The organism is bacterium, from assembly GCA_035307765.1.
In the GTDB taxonomy this organism is placed as follows: Bacteria; Sysuimicrobiota; Sysuimicrobiia; order Sysuimicrobiales; family Segetimicrobiaceae; genus Segetimicrobium.
This window is the reverse complement of the sequence record DATGHU010000032.1, coordinates 1-16372: the sequence shown is the minus strand read 5'-3', so window position 1 is coordinate 16372 and position 16372 is coordinate 1. Positions and strand designations below refer to the sequence as shown.

The window sequence follows — 16372 nt, the reverse complement described above, 5'->3', positions numbered from 1 at the left end:
CGGATGAAGATCCACCGAGGGCGGATCGCCCAGCACAAACACGACCATCACCTCCGAGAGTATCTGAAACAAAATCTCAACGAGCTCATCCAGCAGAAAGAGCTGATCATCGACGGTAAAGTCAAGACCCAGATTGCCACGCTCGACCTGCCCACGTTGAAGTTTGCCGAGGAGACGCAGTATCTCGCCCAGGGGACCGGGAGCGGCAGCGGCGGGACGGGGACGGGCGGATCCGGAGCGGGGGATGGTCGGATCCAAGCCCTGGGGGGGCTCATGGGCGGGGATCACCACGGTAAAGAGCTGCGGGTGGAACTTGACTTCGACGAGTTTGTCAAACTCGCGCAAGAGGTGCTGCTTGAGGAGTTGCGGCTCCCCGCCTTCCACGAGCCCGCGCGGTGGGGCGAGGTGGAGAGTCAGGATATGCCGGAGCTGGACGACCTCGACCGGATCGGGATCCGGGCCGACCTCAACCTCGAGGAGACGATGGTTCAAAGCCTCTATCGCAACGCCCGGGAGCGCGGCGTTCTCGACTACGATGTCGACGTCCAGCAGGATGCCTGGTACTTCATTGAAGACCCCACGAGCTTCCAAAACAACCGTTCGGTGGAGGTCTACGTACTCGACGTCTCCGGATCGATGCGCGGAGAGTATCTGTCTTTGGTCCGCAAGACGATCTTCATCATCTGGCACTATCTCGAGCGGCGGTACCCGACCAATCTTCGCCGGTACGTGGTGTTCCAGGATGTCGCAGAAGAAAAGATGCGCGATGAGTTCTTCTGTGTGGAGTCGAGCGGCGGAACCCACATCAGCACGGGGTTCGAGAAGGCGATTGAGCTGCTGGAGGGTGCGCGGGAGTACGACAAGTTCCTCTTCATGTTTACGGATGGGGAGACCAGCTCGGGGGACTTCGATCAGGCGAAGAAACGGTTCGAGGAAGCCCGGGGGGCATTTGATCTTGTCATCTACGGCCACGTGAATCCGGGCGGACGGGGGATCGGCGGATTCAGCGAGTACGTGCAAGAGGTCGCCAAGACCGGTGAGGGGGCGCTGTTCGCCAACCTGATGGACATCGAGACGATCCGGGCGGCGATGAAAGACTTCCTCGCCTTCTTCGACGCCCAGGCCACGCGGCGCTATGCCGGGACCCCGCGGCGGTAGCGTGAGGGACGGCAGATGATCGGCGAGTACCAGGGGGTGATCCGTCAGCTGGAAAACCTGGCCCACGATCGTGGGCTGGCCTTCGATCCCGTGGTCTTCCAGATCACCGATAGCGATGAAATCGCCGAAGTCGCCAGCATGGGGCTGCCCAACCGGTTCATCCACTGGTACTGGGGGGGGACCTACAAAGAGCTGGTCATGCAGCAGGCGAAGGAAGTCTTCACCATCCTCGAGCTGGTGCTGAATACGATTCCGTCCCACGCTTTCTTGAGAAGCACGAACACATACCTACAGAACGTTCTCGTCATCGCCCACGTCCTCGGCCACGCGGATTTCTTCGCGAACAACCACTGGTATCGAAAATCCAATAAGAACATGCTGAACATTGCCGAGCAGCATGCCCGCATGATCCGGTGGTACGAGGCGGAGTACGGGCGGGAGCGCATCGAAAAGCTGCTCGACGCGTTGTTGACCGTGGCCACCTCCGTCAATGCGTTCGAGCGAAGCCCCCAGGAGCAGCAGAAACGACTGATCTACTATCTTGAGGAACGCGCGCCGCTGGAGGAGTTTGAGCGGACGTTGTTCGAGTCGATCCGGGAAGAGGCGGAGTATTTCGACCTGATCCAGCGGACGCACATCATCAACGAAGGGTGGGCGACGTTCGTCGAGGCCGAACTCCTCAACCGGTTGCTCACGGCGAAGGAATGGGCCAGCATCTCCGTCCAGCTCTGCAACCGGCCGGCGCCGTACACCATCGGGTACACGCTGTTCGCCCACGTGCGCGAAGAGGAGGGGTTCGGCCGGGCGCTGGAGCTCCGCCGGTTCTACGAGGACGTGAGCCTGATCGACCTCACGCTGACCGAGGAATTAGTGCGGCGCCTAGACATCTTCGTCTACGACCCCAAGGAAAAACAGAAGAACTACGATCTCCAAAAGGTGAAGGAGATGCTGATTGCCCAAAAACTGTACAAGGGGGAGCCGCGGATCGAGGTCGACCCCACTTCCCAGGGCCGGGATCTCCTGCTCGTGCATCTCGACGAGGACCGTAAGCTGGAGCCGAAGCGGATCAACCTCTTCCTCCGCGCTGTCTACTCCTTGTGGCGTAACCCCGTGAAACTCCGCGCGAATGGCAAGGTGTACACGTACGATCGCCGAGGGTTGTCCTCGACCTAGTCTCACCTCGCCGCGGGGCGGCGGCGGGCGGCCTGAATCCCTCCCAGCTCAGCGCGCCTCCCCAGCACAGATTCGCAGCCCCTCGAGCGGGGGCTGCCGGGGGGGGTCGCTCCGGCCGCGGGGAGACCCCCGACCGCCAGCGGGGGGAGGGGATGCCGTTCACGGTTCGGAATCCTCCCGCATGGAAGTCCTCGAAGTCAAGCGTACGCTCAGCGGAGGGGTCGAGCAGTTCCCCTGCGTCGCGGTGGAGATGACCGCCTCCCGTGCCGTGCTGCTGTACACGCTCACCCGCGCCCGGCGCCTCGGCGGCATCGATCTCACCCCGGGGATGGTCACGGTGGCCTATTACTGGGCCGGCCGGCCGTATAACGTTTACCACTGGATCTCCCCGCGGGGGGAAACGGTGGCCTGGTACTTCAACGTGAGCGGTCCGGTCCGCATCACGGACCGGCGGGTGGAGTGGCAGGACCTCGAGGTGGACGTGCTGGTGACGCCGGATCTCCGGACCCAGGTTCTAGACGAGGACCGGCTGCCGCTGGATCTCTCGGCCGAGCAGCGCGCGGCGATCGCGGCAGCGCGGGACCGCGTGCTGCGGGAAGCCCCCGAGGTGGTGCGGGAGCTGGAGCGGACGTCGCGGGACCTGCTGGCTCGGGCGGCGGAGGCCCCGTAATGCGTCTGCACCATCGGATTGCGGTGATCACAGGTTCGAGCCGCGGGATCGGACGCGCGATCGCCCAGGCGATGGCCCGCGAGGGGGCGTCGGTGGTTCTCAACGCGTCTCGGTCGATCGGGGAGGCGCAGGCGGTCGCCGACGCGATCGTACGGGCGGGCGGCCGCGCGCTCGCGATTCAGGCCGACGTCGGCAGCCCCAGAGAGGCCAACGCGCTGATTGCGCAGGCGGCGGAAGTCTGGGGCCGGGTGGACATCCTCGTCAACAACGCCGGGCTGGTGGATCGGGCCGGCATCTGGCAGATCGATGAGGCCGGATGGGCGCGGATGCTGGCCGTGCACGTCACCGGTCCGTTCTTCGCCGGACGGGCGGCGGGGGAGCTCATGATCCGGCAGGGGCGGGGGGTTATCATCAACATTGCCTCGATGCGGGGGATCGAACCCGGCACGGGGCCGCTGCACTACAACGTGAGCAAAGCCGCGGCGCTGATGTTGACCAAGTGCCTCGCCCGGGACCTGGCGCCGCACGTGCGGGTGAACGCCATCGCCCCCGGATACACGGAGACAGCATTCCACGCTGACCGCACGATCGCCGAGCGCGAGCAGATCGCCTCGAGGATCCCCCTGGGACGGTTCAGCCAGCCCGAAGAAATCGCACGCGCGGCGGTGTTTCTCGCCTCGGACGAATCGGCCTTCGTGACGGGGCAGACGCTGATCGTATCGGGCGGAGTGGTGACGGGCTAGACGGCGCGCCGTTACTGTTTGAAGTCCTGCGGTTTGACCTTCTCGAGAAATTTTTTGAATTCTTCGACCTCGTGTTCATCGAACGCCTTCTTCAGCTGGATCGCCCCCGCCGCAAGTTTCTCCTCGACATAAATCGGAGCCTCGGTCCTCAGGGCCAGCGCGATCGCATCGCTCGGCCGCGAGTCCACGACAACCTCCGCCCCGTTGTTCTGGAGATGAATCTCCGCAAAGTACGTTCCGTTCTGGATGTCGGTCACGACGATCCGGTTGACGCTCACGGTGAGCTGCGTGAGGATGGTGCGCAGCAGATCGTGGGTCATGGGGCGGGGCATGCGGACTCCCTGCAGTTCCAGGGCGATCGATTGGGCCTCGGCCGTGCCGATCCAGATCGGGAGCGCCAGCGTTTCGGCGTTGTCGACGAGCAGCACGACCGGATTCATCTGCTGGTCCATCGCCACGGTCCGCACTTTCATCCCGATCATGCCTCGGCCCCCCGGGCATCGATTCGCGTTGTGCGGGTCCATTATAACAGAGCGCTCAATCGCACGAAAAGTCTCACACGGTGGAAGGAGACACGCGCGCTAGGACGAAGAGGCATGGGGTATACACAACCATCAGTAGCTCGGGAGGTCGATCAGGGTCCGAGACGTGCCTGGACCAACCGCACTGGATGTCGTCGCCGCACGGCACCGGTCCGCGAGACAGACAAACGCACCACAGACGGGGAGGCTCGACGCCGATGGGGCGAGGCGTGGCTGGAGTGGTTGGCTTCCTGGTGGTCATGCTCTGGCCGTGGAGCGCTGCGCACGCCGGGCAGATCTACACGGTGCATCAGGGAGACACGCTGTGGCGGATCTCTCACCGCTTTGGTGTCCGCCCGGCCGATTTGGTCGCCGCCAATCACCTCGCGTTGACGTCGATCATCCACCCGGGGTTGCGCTTGTCCATTCCCGGGACGCCTGCCTCGGACCGCTCCGTTCCCGACGCGGGCTCCCAGACCCCGCCGCCCGATATCGCTTCGTTGCAAACACCCCTCGAGCACGCCGACCGCCGGCCGCCGGCACCGGCCCCCACAAGGTTAGCGGCGCCCGCCCGGGCCCTGAGCGAGCCGGGGGACATCGTGCGGATGGCCTACCAGTACCTCGGCAGGCCGTACCAGTGGTCCGGGGTGGGGAACTACGGGTTCGACTGCTCGGGGCTGGTCGCCCGCGTGTTCGCGGCGTTTGGACGGCTGGTGCCCCACACCTCGTTTGGGCAATACCAAGCCGGGCGGCTGATCCCCCGGGAGCAGCTCAACCCCGGCGACCTCGTCTTCTTCCATACCTACGGTACCGGCGCGTCCCACGTGGGGATCTACATCGGTGAGGACCGCTTCATTCACGCATCCTCCCGGGGCGTGATCATCTCCTCGATCGAGGAACCTTACTTCAGGGCCCGGTATCTGGGGGCGCGGCGGCTCTAACCCCCGCTGGGGCGAATCGCTCACCGATACCCCCTTGCCGCCGTCGCTTTGAAGCTGGCGTAGACGCTCATGCCCTCGCGAAGCGCCAGTGTGCGCACCGCGCGGGCGGTGATCTCCGCGACAAGCGGCGGCCGGGTCGCCAACGTGACGCGGACGCGCTCCCCCCGGGGCGGCTCCGGTATCAACTGGATGATCGTCCCGAAGAACACGTTCTGCGCCGTCCCGGTCGGCGCGCCGGTGTGCAGGGTGATATCCCTGGGGTCCACGGCGACGAACACCTCCCCCTCGCCCTGCGCATCGACGATGCGCAGGGTGCCGTTTTCGGTGCGAACCTCCGCGAGGCCGTTGGGGTCCCGCGAGGCGACGCGGCCCCGGAAGAGGTTCAGCCCCATCAGTTCCGCCACGTACCCCGAGCGAGGTGTCCGCAGAAGTTCCTCGCGGGTCCCGACCTGAACGATCCGGCCCTCCTCGATCACCGCGATCCTGTCGCCGAAGATCACGGCCTCCACCGGATTGTGGGTCACGAACACCGTGACGCAGGGGAGGAGCGCAAGAATCCGGCGAAGCTCCGTCCGCACCTCGCGCTGAGACTGCAGGTCGAGGGCGGATAACGGCTCGTCGAGCAGCAGGAGCCGCGGCCGGAGGGCGAGCGCCCGGGCCAGCGCGACGCGCTGCTGCTGGCCGCCGGACAATTGCGCGGGCCTGCGGGCGGCGAGGTTTCGGATGTGCAGTTGGTCCAGCGCGGCGGTCGTGCGCGCCGCCAGATCCGGCCTGGGCACCCGCTGTGCGCGCAGTCCAAAGGCGACGTTTTCCGCGACGGTGAGGTGGGGGAAGAGCGCATAATCCTGAAAGACGTACCCGATGTCGCGCGCGGCGGTCGGAACCGTGATCTTCAGGTCGCTGGCGAGGTAGGTGCCCCCGTCGAGACGGATTGTCCCTTGATCCGGTTGGGTCAGGCCGGCCAGGATGTTAAGGATCGTGCTCTTCCCGGCACCGCTCGCTCCCACAAGCACCAGCGTTTTGCCGGCCTCGGCGGTCAGCTTGACCGTCAGGTCGAATGCCCCCAGGCGCTTGGCGAACTCTGCCTCCAGCAGGGCCGGCTACCTCCGCAGAGCCCGCGGGAGGTTCCGCAGCGCAAAGAGGATCCCGAACGAAACGAGGAGGAGCATCACCGATAATGCCACCGCCGCATCCAAGTCGCTCTGCAGCGCTTCGTAGACGGCGAGGGGCATCGTCTGGGTGCGGCCGGGGAGGTTGCCGGCGAAGGTGATCGTGGCGCCAAACTCGCCCAGGGCGCGGGCCCACGTCATGGCCGCCCCGGCGATCAGCGACGGCAGGCTCAGCGGTAGCACCACGCGGAGGAAGGTGTAGGCAGAGGGAGCTCGCAGGGTGGCCGCGGCCCGCAGGTATTTTGCGTCCACCTGTTCGAAGCCGGCGCGCGCGGCATTGACGAGCAGGGGCCCGGCGACGAACATCTGAGCGAGAACGACCGCCAGCGAGGTGAACGGGATCGTGATCCCGAGGGCCGCCAGCTCACGGCCGGTGAGCCCGGTGCGGCCGAAGGCGAGCAGCAGTCCCACCCCGGCTACGGTGGGGGGCAGCACCATCGGGAGGTCGACGAGCACTTCCAGAACAGATTTTCCAGGAAATTGGCGCATCGCCAGAAGGTACGCTACGGGAAGGCCGAGGATGGCGACCGCCGCGGTCGAGGCCAGCGAGGTCTTGAGGCTGAGCCAAAGCGCCTGGAGGATGAACGGCTTCCCCAGCCTGTCCAGCAACTCGCCCGGGGGAATGCGCATGACCAAGCCGAGCATCGGGAGAACGAGCAGCGCGAGGAACAGGGCGCCGGCCGTGATGGGGAGAACGGCCAGCACGGCGGACCGCCGCGGGGCGGAGCGATCGAGGACCGAGGAAGGGGCGACGCGGCCCACGAAAGCGGCAGGTCAGGGCGCGGGGAGGAGATTGTACCCGCGCAGGATCTGCTGCCCGAGCGGAGAGAGGACCATCCGGGCGAACTGTGTCGCGGTCGCCGGGAACGCGGCCCCTTTGGGGATTGCCATGGGATAGGTCGCAATGACGTTGTAGGGGTCGGGAATGCTGAGAATCTGCACCCGCTCTTCGACCGGCGCGGTGACATCCGAACGGTAGACGACGCCCGCGTCGGCCTCGCCCAACTGAACCTTCGCCACCGCGGCCTTCACATTGTCTTCCTCGGAGACCACGTTGTGGAGCACGCGCTGCGCGTAGTCGGCGCCAACTCCTGGCGCCTTGGCGAGTTTGGCCAGGACTTGGCGGAAGTAGTGGCCGGCCGGAACGGCATCGGTCTCGATCACGAGTTTCACGCCCGGGCGGGCAAGGTCTTGCAAGCCTGCGATTTGGCCGGGATTCGACCGAGGATAGATGACGACCAGGCGGTTTCTTACGAATTCGACGGGGGTCGTCATGAGCAGCCCCCGCTTCTGCAAATAGATCATCCACCGGTCATCGGCAGAGGCAAAGAGGTCGGCCTGTGCACCTTGCTCGATCTGCAGAGCGAGTTGCTGGGATCCCGCAAAGTTGAAGGTGACCCGGGCGTTTGGGTCCTGGGTCTCGAAGATCTTCCCCAGTACCGTGAACGCCTCGGTCAGCGAGGCCGCGGCAAACACGGTAAATGTTGGGATCGAGATCGCCGCCACCGTGCGGGGGGCGATCCCGAGGAGGCACATGGCGATCAGACCGGCGCCGATGGCGCGGAAGGATCTCCTCCTGGTGGACGTGCGGCGGCGTAGGATTTTCACCCTGGGGATCGGCCAGCTCTCAGGACTTGCCGATCATGACCTCCGTGGACTTGATCACCGCAAGGACTTCATCACCGACCTTGAGACCCATCCGTTCCACCGATGCCCGCGTGATGACCGAGACCAGTTCCTGGGTGCCGAGCTGGATGCGGACTTCGCCCATCACCCCGTCGAGCGAGATCGCCGTCACCCGGCCGCGGAGCTGGTTGCGCGCGCTGATTTCCACATCGGTCTCCCTCCGGCGGCTGGTCCGATGCTCAAGTCTGGCCATGAGCTGGGCCCTGGGAAACAGCCATTTTCGGCCAATCCTGGATCCCGGAAGCTGTCCGCCCCTCGCCAACGCTTGGACGCGCTTCACGTGGAGGCGCAGGATCGAGGCAGCTTCGCGAGCGGTGATGAAGTCCTCCATAGTCCTTAATATACCATATTGGGATTTATATGGGAATATAACAGCCCAGTTCGGTCCGTTTCCCGTGAGCGAGTGGGCGTGACCCGATGGGCGGGGGAGGGTATGATATCGGCATGCGCCTGAGTGCCGCGATCGCACTTGGAAAGCTGACCGCGTGCCTCAGCCGTCTCTTTCGCCAGGGAGGAGGGACCACGATGCCCGGGCGCGTCGCACGGGCGGTGGAACCGCGCGTCCTGCAGCGTCTTTCTAAACGCCTGCGCTTCGGCAGCGTGGTCGTCGCCGGCACCAACGGCAAGACCACCACGGCCCGTCTGCTGGCGCATATCCTGGAGACCATCGGCCGCCACCCGGTGCATAACCGGGCGGGCGCCAACCTCGCAGCGGGAATCGCCTCCGCGTTGGTGGGAAACGCTGACCTGTTCGGCCGTCCCTCCGGAGACATCGGCATCTTCGAGGTGGACGAGGCCACGGTTCCCCGTGTGGTTCCTCATCTCGCACCGCGAGTCGCCGTTTTCACGAACCTGTTCCGCGACCAGTTGGATCGCTACGGCGAGATCGACCACATCGCCGAACTGTGGCGCGCGACGGGCGAATCACTGCCGGTGGATGGCGTGCTGGTCGCGAACGGGGACGATCCCCTGGTGTACGACGCGGTTCGCGGACTGCCGGGGCGGCTCGTGACGTTCGGGATCGACGACGAGCGGCACGCGCTTCCGGCGATCGAGCACACCGCCGAGGCGCGGTACTGCTATCGCTGCGGAACCCCGTACGTGTACGCGCTGACCTACTTCGGTCACATGGGGCGGTATCAATGTTTGACCTGTGGCACCGTCCGCCCGGCGATCGACGTCGCCGCGCGGGAGGTGGCGCTCGCCGGCCCCGATGGAGCGGCGTTTACGCTGGCGCTTGTCCGGGAAGGGCGGTCGACCCCGATCTCGACGGTGCTGCCCGGGCTCTACAATGTGTACAATGTCCTTGCGGCGGCGGCGGCGGCCCTCCAGATCGGCGCTTCGCTCGAGGATGTGGGGCGGGGAGTGGCGTCCTTCGTCCCGGCGTTCGGCCGGGCCGAGCGCATCGCCGTCAACGGCGGCGAGCTCCGGATGCTGCTCGTCAAGAACCCCTCGGGGTTTAACGAGGTCCTGCGCACGGTGCTGTCGGCCGGGTCCCTGCCGGTTGTGCTCATCGCCATCAACGACAACATCGCAGATGGCCGGGACGTGTCGTGGCTCTGGGACGTCGACGCCGAAATGCTGGCGGGGCGGGTGGCACACGTGGTGGTGACCGGCTTGCGCGCGGAAGATATGGCGCTGCGCCTCCGATACGCAGGGATGGCCGAGGAGGCGATCGAGGTCCAGCGCGGGTACGAGCCGGCGCTGCGCGTGTCGCTGGCGCGAGCCGGGGGCAAGCCGTTGTTCGTGCTCCCCACGTACACCGCGATGCTCGCGCTGCGCGAGGTGCTGCACCGGTGGGGAGCCGTGGGGGGGTTCTGGGAGCATTGAGCGGAGATGCTGCGCTGCGCATTTGTCATCTGTATCCGGATCTCCTCAACCTCTACGGAGACCGGGGGAACATTATGGTCCTCACCCAACGGGCGCTCTGGCGTGGGCTTCCGGTGACGGTGACCGACGTGGGCTTGGGGCAGACGATCGACCCGGCGTCGACCGATCTCTTCTTTATCGGCGGAGGCGAAGACCGCCAGCAGCGAATCGCCGCGGATGACCTCTGCCGGGTGAAGCGCGGGCCGCTGCTGGAGGCGGTGGAGGACGGCGCGGTGGTGCTGGCGGTTTGCGGAGGGTACCAGTTGGTCGGGCGCTTCTACCGGCCGGCCGAAGGCGAGGAGCTGCCCGGGGCGGGCCTCCTCGACCTCTGGACCGAACACCCTGGCCCGGCCGCACGTCGATTGATCGGCAACCTCGAGATCGAGGTCGAGGGAATGGCCGCGCCGCTCATCGGGTTTGAGAACCACGGAGGGAGGACGCATCTGGGGCCCGGCGCGCGTCCGCTGGGGCGCGTGCTCGTCGGGTTCGGCAACAACGGCGAGGACGGTTGGGAGGGAGCGACCTCCCGTCGGGTCTACGGCACGTACTTGCACGGTCCGCTGCTGCCTAAGAACCCCGCATTTGCCGACCGCCTGATTTGCGAGGCCGTCGGCCGCCGCCACCCGGGGTTCCAGCTCGCCCCGCTCTCCGATGCTCTCGAAACGCGGGCCCGGGCGGTCATGCTGGCTCGGCTAGGGAATCCGCCGGCCCGGTAGCCTGCACGTGGGGGGCCGCTGGTACGGCATCGACCGCACGCTGATCCGCGTCGCCGCAGTCGTCGGCATTGCGGAGCTCGGATTCGCGACCGTCATCCCACTGCTTCCGTTGTTTTTGAAGGAACGCCTCGGCGCGAGCGCGACGCTCGTCGGCGTGGTGGTGGCGACGTTTGCCGCGGTCGAGACTGTGTTCAAGACGACCTGGGGAAGCCTCGCCGATCGGATCGGGCGGCGTCCCGTGATCGTGGGAGGGCTGCTCCTCAGCAGCGTCGCCCCGCTGCTCATGACGTTGCTACGACATCCCTGGTTGTTCGTCCCGCTCCGCCTGGTGGACGGGATGGGCAGCGCAGCGCTCTGGCCGGTCGCCGCAGCGACGATGCTGGACCGAGCCGGGGGCGAGCGGCGCGCTACGGCGATGGGGACCCTGAACATGTTTTTCCTCTCCGGGCTCGCGCTCGGCCCGGCCCTGGGTCTGTTCGTCGCGGGGTTTCTCGGAGGGTATACGTTCGGCTTCTACCTTGCTAGCGCGCTGTTGCTGATCGCGGCCGTACTGGCGATCGTCGTTTATCGCGATCCCGGCGCCCCCTCGACCGCCTATCAGGGGGCCGCCGAAACGTCGGCGATCGGCTTCATCCAGGGCGTCCGCGGCTCCCCCTGGCTGCTGCCGATGCTCCTCGTGGCATTCATCCAGATGTTCGGCGTGGGGCTCCTCGCCCCCATCCTCGTGATCTACGCGCACGAGGTGGTGCAGCTCAGCGATCAGTGGATTGGAACGCTGTTCCTGATCATCGTGCTGGCGGTCGCGCTCGCCTCTGTCCCGGCGGGCCGGCTGGCCGATCGGACGGGCCGGTCCCGCAGCGTCGGATGGGGGATGGTCGCCGCCAGCTGCGGAATGTGGCTGTTGCCCTTGGCGGGGAAGGGAAACCTCCCGTTGCTTGCCGTGGCGGCACTCCTGTTGGGAGCGAGCTACGCGATTTCCTCCCCCGCGTGGCTTGCGCTAATGAGTGAAGCCGCTCCCCCGGGGAGCACCGGTATGGTGATGGGGGCATCGGAGACCGCACAGGGGGCCGGGTTGGTCATCGGGCCGCTGCTCGGCGGGATCCTCTACGATGCTTTGGGGCCTCAGGCGCCCTTTGTGGGCAGCGCGGCGCTGCTCTCCGCCGGCACGATCCTCGCCGTCACCATTCTCCGCCGCAGGCAAGCGTCCCGGTGACGTAAGCTCCCGACGCTGAATCGTCCCTGCCTGCCAACCCGACGGGCGGCGGCACCCTGCACGTTCCCAACGGGACTCCATTTTCCACTTACACGGTTGGGGCACCACAATCCCCCACCCCGGTCCGGCCATGTCGTCTTTGGGGCATCATTACCAGTACGGAGACGAGCATCGGGCGGGGGTCGCACGCATGGGTGGACAAAAGGGATGGGCGCTGAAATTTGCGGCGATGGTCGTCGCGGCGGGGATCTCCGCGGGGATGCCGGGTCCCGCGGCCGCATCCGAGACCGCACAGGCATTGCTGCGCGACGGAATCGTGGCCTACCGTGCCGGCGCGCCCGCCCAGGCCTTACAGGTGTTTGCCGCGGCCGCCACCAAGGCTCCCGGCGACGCCCTTCCCGCACTTTGGGCGGGGTCTGCCGCCGCCGCTTTGGGACAGTGGAATGTAGCCGGCGACTATTTCCGTGAGGCCCTACGCCGTCCGCACACGTCTGATGTGGGCCGTCTCGCAGAAGCCTGGCTCATGCGGCTCGAGGCGCTCAACACCCGAATCCCAGGATCGGTCGATCCCCAATTGGGGATCGCCGCCCTGGCCTACGCGAGCAACCCACGATTGACGCGCAGCCAGGCCGCTTGGCTCGGGCAGGCGGTCGAGGCCGCGGCAGAGCGAGAGGCCCTCGATCCCTGGCTGCTCGCCTCGGTGATCTACGTGGAAAGCCGGTTTAACCACCAATCGATCAGCTCGGCGGGCGCGTTAGGGCTCGGCCAGCTTATGCCCGGTACGGCGCAGGCCGCGGGAGTGAACCCGATTGATCCGTGGCAGAACGTGCTCGGTGCAGCCGAAATTCTTCGGTGGAACTATCTTGAGTTTCGTACCTGGCCGCTTGCCCTCGCCGGCTATAATGCGGGGGGCGACGCCGTGAGGCGATACGGCGGCATTCCACCGTACCCCGAGACGCAGTGGTATGTGCGCGCGGTGCTTTGGTTGCAGAGCCAGTTGCGGCGGGCCGTTTAGTCGACCCTCGGACGACGGACTCCTTCGGAGATTCTTCCTGTAGGTCCCCCCTCTTAGAACACCATCGCCCCGGTAGCAATGAAGCTGCGCGCACCGATGTGGCATCCCGCAAGATAGGCGTGGGGGCCCACGAGCACGTGTTCTCCGAGTTGCAGCGAGAATCGACCGGCGGCACGTAAGACTGCTTGTTCCATGATCACACACTCTGGTCCGACTCTGAGTTCAGCGTCACCCTCGGCGGTCAACACGGCACCGTACAACACACGAGTACGCGGTCCAATCACCACCGATCCCGACAGGACAGCGTTGGGAGCTACCCACGCCGTGGGATCGATAACCGGTCGGTGTCCCAGGTGCTCCACCTGCATTGCTTCTCCTCCCCTCAGGATTGCAAATGGCCGTCCATCCCCCGGACTGCCGGACAGCGTCTCAGGTGCCCGACGTTGGATCTGCAGGAGTCCGGCGCACCCTGGGATACCGAGCCGGCCCCCGAGCCGCTCGGGGAGGGGGAGTCTGTGTCGATTTCATTGTCACCCGCTCCCGATGCCTGCGGCGGGGGCGGACGGATCGTTGCGTCGAAACCCTCGTGGCGCTGGGCCGGGGCCGATCGATGGACAGCGCCCCATCCTGAGGGCGCGGTAACGCGCGGGGGTCAGTCCGAACGCCGCCCTGAACGCCCGGGTGAAGTGCGCCTGATCAGCAAACCCCGCGTCGCACGCGACTTGGACCAACGCGCGTTCCCGGAGCATCTGTTCCCGGGCGAACTCGAGCCGCCGCATGAGCAAATACCGGTACGGGCTGGTCCCAAACATGATCCTGAACTGGCGGGCCAGGTCATACCGTGTCAATCCGGTGATCGATTCGAGTTCCGTCGAGTGCACGATACGGGTCCTCTCGGCATCAAGAAACCGGCGAGCCCGTTCGACCGCGCGAACGTCAACGCGCCGCGACACGATGGGTCCCGCAGCGCCTCGCTCTCCGGCCATCAATCCTTCCGCCAGGTCCACGAGCAGGCTATCCGCGGCCAGCGATTCCAGTGGGGCTCGGAAGGCTCTCTTGACGGCTCGCAACAGCCTGGCGTTTGTCGATACCGGCTCGTTCACGAACGGCAGCGGATAAGGCCTCCCCCGCAGGATCCGCACTGCCTCTGCCAGGAGCGACGGCTGCACGTAAACGATCCGATACCCGAAGCCCTCGCGCGTCCCCGCGCGTCCATTGTGGATCTCATCGGGATACAGCACGACGATCTGTCCCGGAGTGCTGGCCCGGACCGATCCCCGATAGTCGAAGACTTGCACGCCCGAGTCGGTGACACCGATGGCATACGTGTCATGCCGATGCTTCTGGTAGGCCTCCCCCGCGAACCACGCGCGGAAGAGTTCGACGCCCTCGAGCGGCCCCGTGCTGGCGATCCAGCCCGCCGCCGTCCCCTGGCACGATCCTGCAAGACCTTCGGCGCCCGATTTGGTTCCCTTGTGATGCATCGTTCGCATCCCTCGCGACAGGCCCCGAGCCTGCCGATCCGGTGGGGGGGTAGCGTATGATTACCGAGCAGGTCGTGGCGTTCCTTCTCTTCGCCGTCGTGGCGGCGGTCACGCCCGGTCCCAGCAACATCATGCTGACGGCGGTCGGCGCCCACGCCGGGGTGCGAAAAGGCCTACAGTGCCTGAGTGGCGTCGCGACCGGCGTGGGGGCGATGATGTTCCTTGTTCCGCTCGGGCTCGGCACTCTCATCCTCCAGCATCCTCTGGTGCTCAAGATCCTCAATTGGGGCGGAGCCGCAGGTCTCCTGTGCCTGTCATGGAACATTGCCACCTCCTCCACCCATATCGACTCGGTGTCGGCACAGGCCCCCGTCGGTTATCTGACCGCCGCCCTCTTTCAGTGGGTCAACCCAAAAGCCTGGCTCGTGAGTGCGAGCGCTGCCGGCACCTTTCTGAGATCGGGGGCGGGGAGCCCCGTGGTGCAGGCGGCGTCGCTGGGGGGATTGTTCGTCCTGGCCGCCCTGCCAAGCGGATTCCTGTGGCTGGCGTTCGGCGCCTCCTTCCATCAAGTCCTTCGCGGCCCCCGCAGGCTGAGGATTTTCAACGCCTGCATGGGAGCCCTTCTCGTCCTGTCGATTGCTCTCATCATCTGGTAGCACAAGTCCGATGTGAATGGCCATGGCTGCCGGCGGATCGCTGATGACCAGTTACCGTTGGTGGATCGGTGCCGAAACGCGACGCTTGTCATTCTCCTTCCGTCCGCGGGACTCCGCGGCAAGGAAATCGCGGAGGCTGCTCGTTGCGCATTTGGTCATTCTCCCAAAGTGGCTTCGAAAAAGTATATCGCCTGTGCTCCGGGCGGCCAAAGCGGACGAAAGAGATTGATGAGCGCCCGACCATCGATCGGGGTGCGGCACTCCGCCGACGATCATCCACATTGTCGAAACATTTGCCGAGCTCTCGACGCCCTTGCTCGCCGACGCGTCCCTTCGACTGCGGCACCCACGCGCCTCGCGCCCCCCACCATCCGCCCCCTGCTGCCTTAGAGCAGACTGGCTGGTCGCGTCCTCCCTGCCACGACACTGCGGCAGCGTGGATATCTTCCTTGAGGCGATAGACGCAGCTCGGCGCGGCGATGTGCTCGTGGTTGAGAACGGCGGCAGATGGGATGAAAGTTGTGTCGGCGATCTCATTGCCCTGAAGGCGCAGGCATGCGGGCTGGCAGGGATTATCATCTGGGGCGCCCACCGCAACACGGCCGATCTCATCCGAATCGGGCTTTCGGTTCAGTTGCGGTACCTGCGCGGTGGGTCCACAGCGTCTTGATCCGCGTCATCCACAGGCGCTCACGTCGGCGCTAGCGAGCGAGTGGACCGTCGGCAGTGATGACTGGGTGTTCGCAGACGCCGACGGGGTGCTCTTCCTCGCCGCGCTGACCGGGTTGAAGAGGTCGTGGACGCCGTGCAGTCAATCCGGCGAATAGGGCACGTTCAGGCAGAGGCCGTGCAGGCTGGGAAACTGTTGCGCCACCAACTTCGGCTTGATGAGTACCTGATGTGTCGCGCTGCCGACCCTTCCCTCAGCTTCCGCGAGCGTTTGCGAAGAATCGGGGGGCCGTTGAAGTGTGAAGTGGTCTCACAAAATGACTTTTTAGCAGGATCCTCCGGATGAGCCGTTGTTAACCCGCCTGTCGGCACGGCGTGTCTGAAGGTAACTGCACCGGGGGAAGCGCCGTCATGCCTGCGAGGCCAGGGAATCCTCCCCGGCCTCGCAGTGTCCCTCATAATATCGTCTTGAGTATCTCGGGCAGAATCCTAGTCGCCGCGCACTAGTTCGTAGCTAGTTGGTTTGACCACCATCGCCGCCCTTGCCGTGATCGTCGCCGCCACCACCGCCATTCCCGTGGTCGCCGCTGCCATTCCCGTGGTCGTCGCCGCCGCCCTTGCCGTGGTCGTCGCCGCCGCCCTTGTCGTGATCGTCGCCGCCGCCGCCACTACCGTGATTGTCACCGCCA

General features: G+C 65.8%; 17 protein-coding genes. 11 read left to right on the top strand and 6 right to left on the bottom strand.

Annotated features, from left to right (window positions below):
- Positions 1-3 precede the first annotated feature (3 nt).
- From VKV57_09940 to VKV57_09925, 4 genes are all read left to right on the top strand, one after another.
- Positions 4-1158 (top strand): DUF444 family protein, encoded by a 1155-nt coding sequence (locus tag VKV57_09940; GenBank protein ID HLW60225.1) that lies wholly within the window; start codon positions 4-6, stop codon positions 1156-1158.
- Between the two features lie 15 nt (positions 1159-1173).
- Positions 1174-2331, top strand: a complete 1158-nt coding sequence (locus VKV57_09935) for a SpoVR family protein (GenBank protein HLW60224.1) — start codon at positions 1174-1176, stop codon at positions 2329-2331.
- A gap of 181 nt (positions 2332-2512) precedes the next feature.
- Positions 2513-3001 (top strand): DUF402 domain-containing protein, encoded by a 489-nt coding sequence (locus tag VKV57_09930; GenBank protein HLW60223.1) that lies wholly within the window; start codon positions 2513-2515, stop codon positions 2999-3001.
- Positions 3001-3744, top strand: coding sequence for a glucose 1-dehydrogenase (locus tag VKV57_09925; GenBank protein ID HLW60222.1), 744 nt, complete (start codon positions 3001-3003; stop codon positions 3742-3744). The genes VKV57_09930 and VKV57_09925 overlap by 1 nt, the downstream gene beginning before the upstream one ends.
- 11 nt (positions 3745-3755) lie before the next feature.
- Here the strand turns inward: VKV57_09925 and VKV57_09920 are convergent, their stop codons facing one another.
- Positions 3756-4226 (bottom strand): bifunctional nuclease family protein, encoded by a 471-nt coding sequence (locus VKV57_09920; protein ID HLW60221.1) that lies wholly within the window; start codon positions 4224-4226, stop codon positions 3756-3758.
- 269 nt (positions 4227-4495) lie between these two features.
- On the opposite strand from VKV57_09920, the gene VKV57_09915 reads away from it, so the two are divergent.
- Positions 4496-5206 (top strand): NlpC/P60 family protein, encoded by a 711-nt coding sequence (locus VKV57_09915; protein ID HLW60220.1) that lies wholly within the window; start codon positions 4496-4498, stop codon positions 5204-5206.
- Between the two features lie 20 nt (positions 5207-5226).
- Here VKV57_09915 and VKV57_09910 read toward each other — a convergent pair whose 3' ends face one another.
- The 4 genes from VKV57_09910 to VKV57_09895 form a co-directional block, all read right to left on the bottom strand.
- Complete coding sequence (locus VKV57_09910; GenBank protein ID HLW60219.1) at positions 5227-6246, bottom strand: ABC transporter ATP-binding protein; 1020 nt, start codon at positions 6244-6246, stop codon at positions 5227-5229.
- Between the two features lie 60 nt (positions 6247-6306).
- Positions 6307-7080 (bottom strand): ABC transporter permease, encoded by a 774-nt coding sequence (locus VKV57_09905; GenBank protein HLW60218.1) that lies wholly within the window; start codon positions 7078-7080, stop codon positions 6307-6309.
- Between the two features lie 69 nt (positions 7081-7149).
- Entirely contained in the window at positions 7150-7983 is an 834-nt protein-coding gene (modA, locus tag VKV57_09900; protein HLW60217.1) for a molybdate ABC transporter substrate-binding protein, read from the bottom strand.
- A 19-nt stretch (positions 7984-8002) separates the two neighbouring features.
- The gene (locus VKV57_09895) at positions 8003-8209 is read right to left on the bottom strand and encodes a TOBE domain-containing protein (protein HLW60216.1); all 207 of its coding nucleotides are present in this window, start codon (positions 8207-8209) and stop codon (positions 8003-8005) included.
- A 377-nt stretch (positions 8210-8586) separates the two neighbouring features.
- On the opposite strand from VKV57_09895, the gene VKV57_09890 reads away from it, so the two are divergent.
- The 4 genes from VKV57_09890 (at position 8587) to VKV57_09875 (ending at position 12874) form a co-directional block, all read left to right on the top strand.
- Entirely contained in the window at positions 8587-9891 is a 1305-nt protein-coding gene (locus tag VKV57_09890; GenBank protein ID HLW60215.1) for a MurT ligase domain-containing protein, read from the top strand.
- Positions 9858-10646: a glutamine amidotransferase gene (locus tag VKV57_09885; GenBank protein HLW60214.1), complete on the top strand. Its 789-nt coding sequence runs from the start codon at positions 9858-9860 to the stop codon at positions 10644-10646. The genes VKV57_09890 and VKV57_09885 overlap by 34 nt, the downstream gene beginning before the upstream one ends.
- 7 nt (positions 10647-10653) lie before the next feature.
- A complete protein-coding gene (locus VKV57_09880) occupies positions 10654-11859 on the top strand; it encodes an MFS transporter (GenBank protein ID HLW60213.1) in 1206 nt (401 codons plus the stop codon).
- Positions 11860-12049: 190 nt separating this feature from the next.
- On the top strand, positions 12050-12874 hold the full coding sequence (locus tag VKV57_09875) for a lytic transglycosylase domain-containing protein (GenBank protein ID HLW60212.1): 825 nt from the start codon (positions 12050-12052) through the stop codon (positions 12872-12874).
- A 530-nt stretch (positions 12875-13404) separates the two neighbouring features.
- On the opposite strand, the gene VKV57_09870 is transcribed toward VKV57_09875, so the two are convergent.
- On the bottom strand, positions 13405-14358 hold the full coding sequence (locus VKV57_09870; protein ID HLW60211.1) for an AraC family transcriptional regulator: 954 nt from the start codon (positions 14356-14358) through the stop codon (positions 13405-13407).
- Between the two features lie 56 nt (positions 14359-14414).
- Here VKV57_09870 and VKV57_09865 point away from each other — a divergent pair, with 56 nt between their 5' ends.
- Complete coding sequence (locus VKV57_09865; GenBank protein ID HLW60210.1) at positions 14415-15014, top strand: LysE family translocator; 600 nt, start codon at positions 14415-14417, stop codon at positions 15012-15014.
- 436 nt (positions 15015-15450) lie between these two features.
- Positions 15451-15684, top strand: a complete 234-nt coding sequence (locus tag VKV57_09860) for a hypothetical protein (GenBank protein ID HLW60209.1) — start codon at positions 15451-15453, stop codon at positions 15682-15684.
- The last annotated feature ends 688 nt before the right edge of the window (positions 15685-16372 follow it).

What these genes read in the sequence shown, in the direction of transcription:
- VKV57_09940 (HLW60225.1), top strand. Translation starts at nt 4, where the DNA reads ATGAAGATCCACCGAGGGCGGATCGCCCAGCACAAACACGACCATCAC.
- VKV57_09925 (HLW60222.1), top strand. Translation starts at nt 3,001, where the DNA reads ATGCGTCTGCACCATCGGATTGCGGTGATCACAGGTTCGAGCCGCGGG.
- VKV57_09870 (HLW60211.1), bottom strand. Translation starts at nt 14,358, where the DNA reads ATGCATCACAAGGGAACCAAATCGGGCGCCGAAGGTCTTGCAGGATCG.
- VKV57_09865 (HLW60210.1), top strand. Translation starts at nt 14,415, where the DNA reads ATGATTACCGAGCAGGTCGTGGCGTTCCTTCTCTTCGCCGTCGTGGCG.
- VKV57_09875 (HLW60212.1), top strand. Translation starts at nt 12,050, where the DNA reads ATGGGTGGACAAAAGGGATGGGCGCTGAAATTTGCGGCGATGGTCGTC.
- VKV57_09930 (HLW60223.1), top strand. Translation starts at nt 2,513, where the DNA reads ATGGAAGTCCTCGAAGTCAAGCGTACGCTCAGCGGAGGGGTCGAGCAG.
- VKV57_09920 (HLW60221.1), bottom strand. Translation starts at nt 4,226, where the DNA reads ATGATCGGGATGAAAGTGCGGACCGTGGCGATGGACCAGCAGATGAAT.
- VKV57_09890 (HLW60215.1), top strand. Translation starts at nt 8,587, where the DNA reads ATGCCCGGGCGCGTCGCACGGGCGGTGGAACCGCGCGTCCTGCAGCGT.
- VKV57_09935 (HLW60224.1), top strand. Translation starts at nt 1,174, where the DNA reads ATGATCGGCGAGTACCAGGGGGTGATCCGTCAGCTGGAAAACCTGGCC.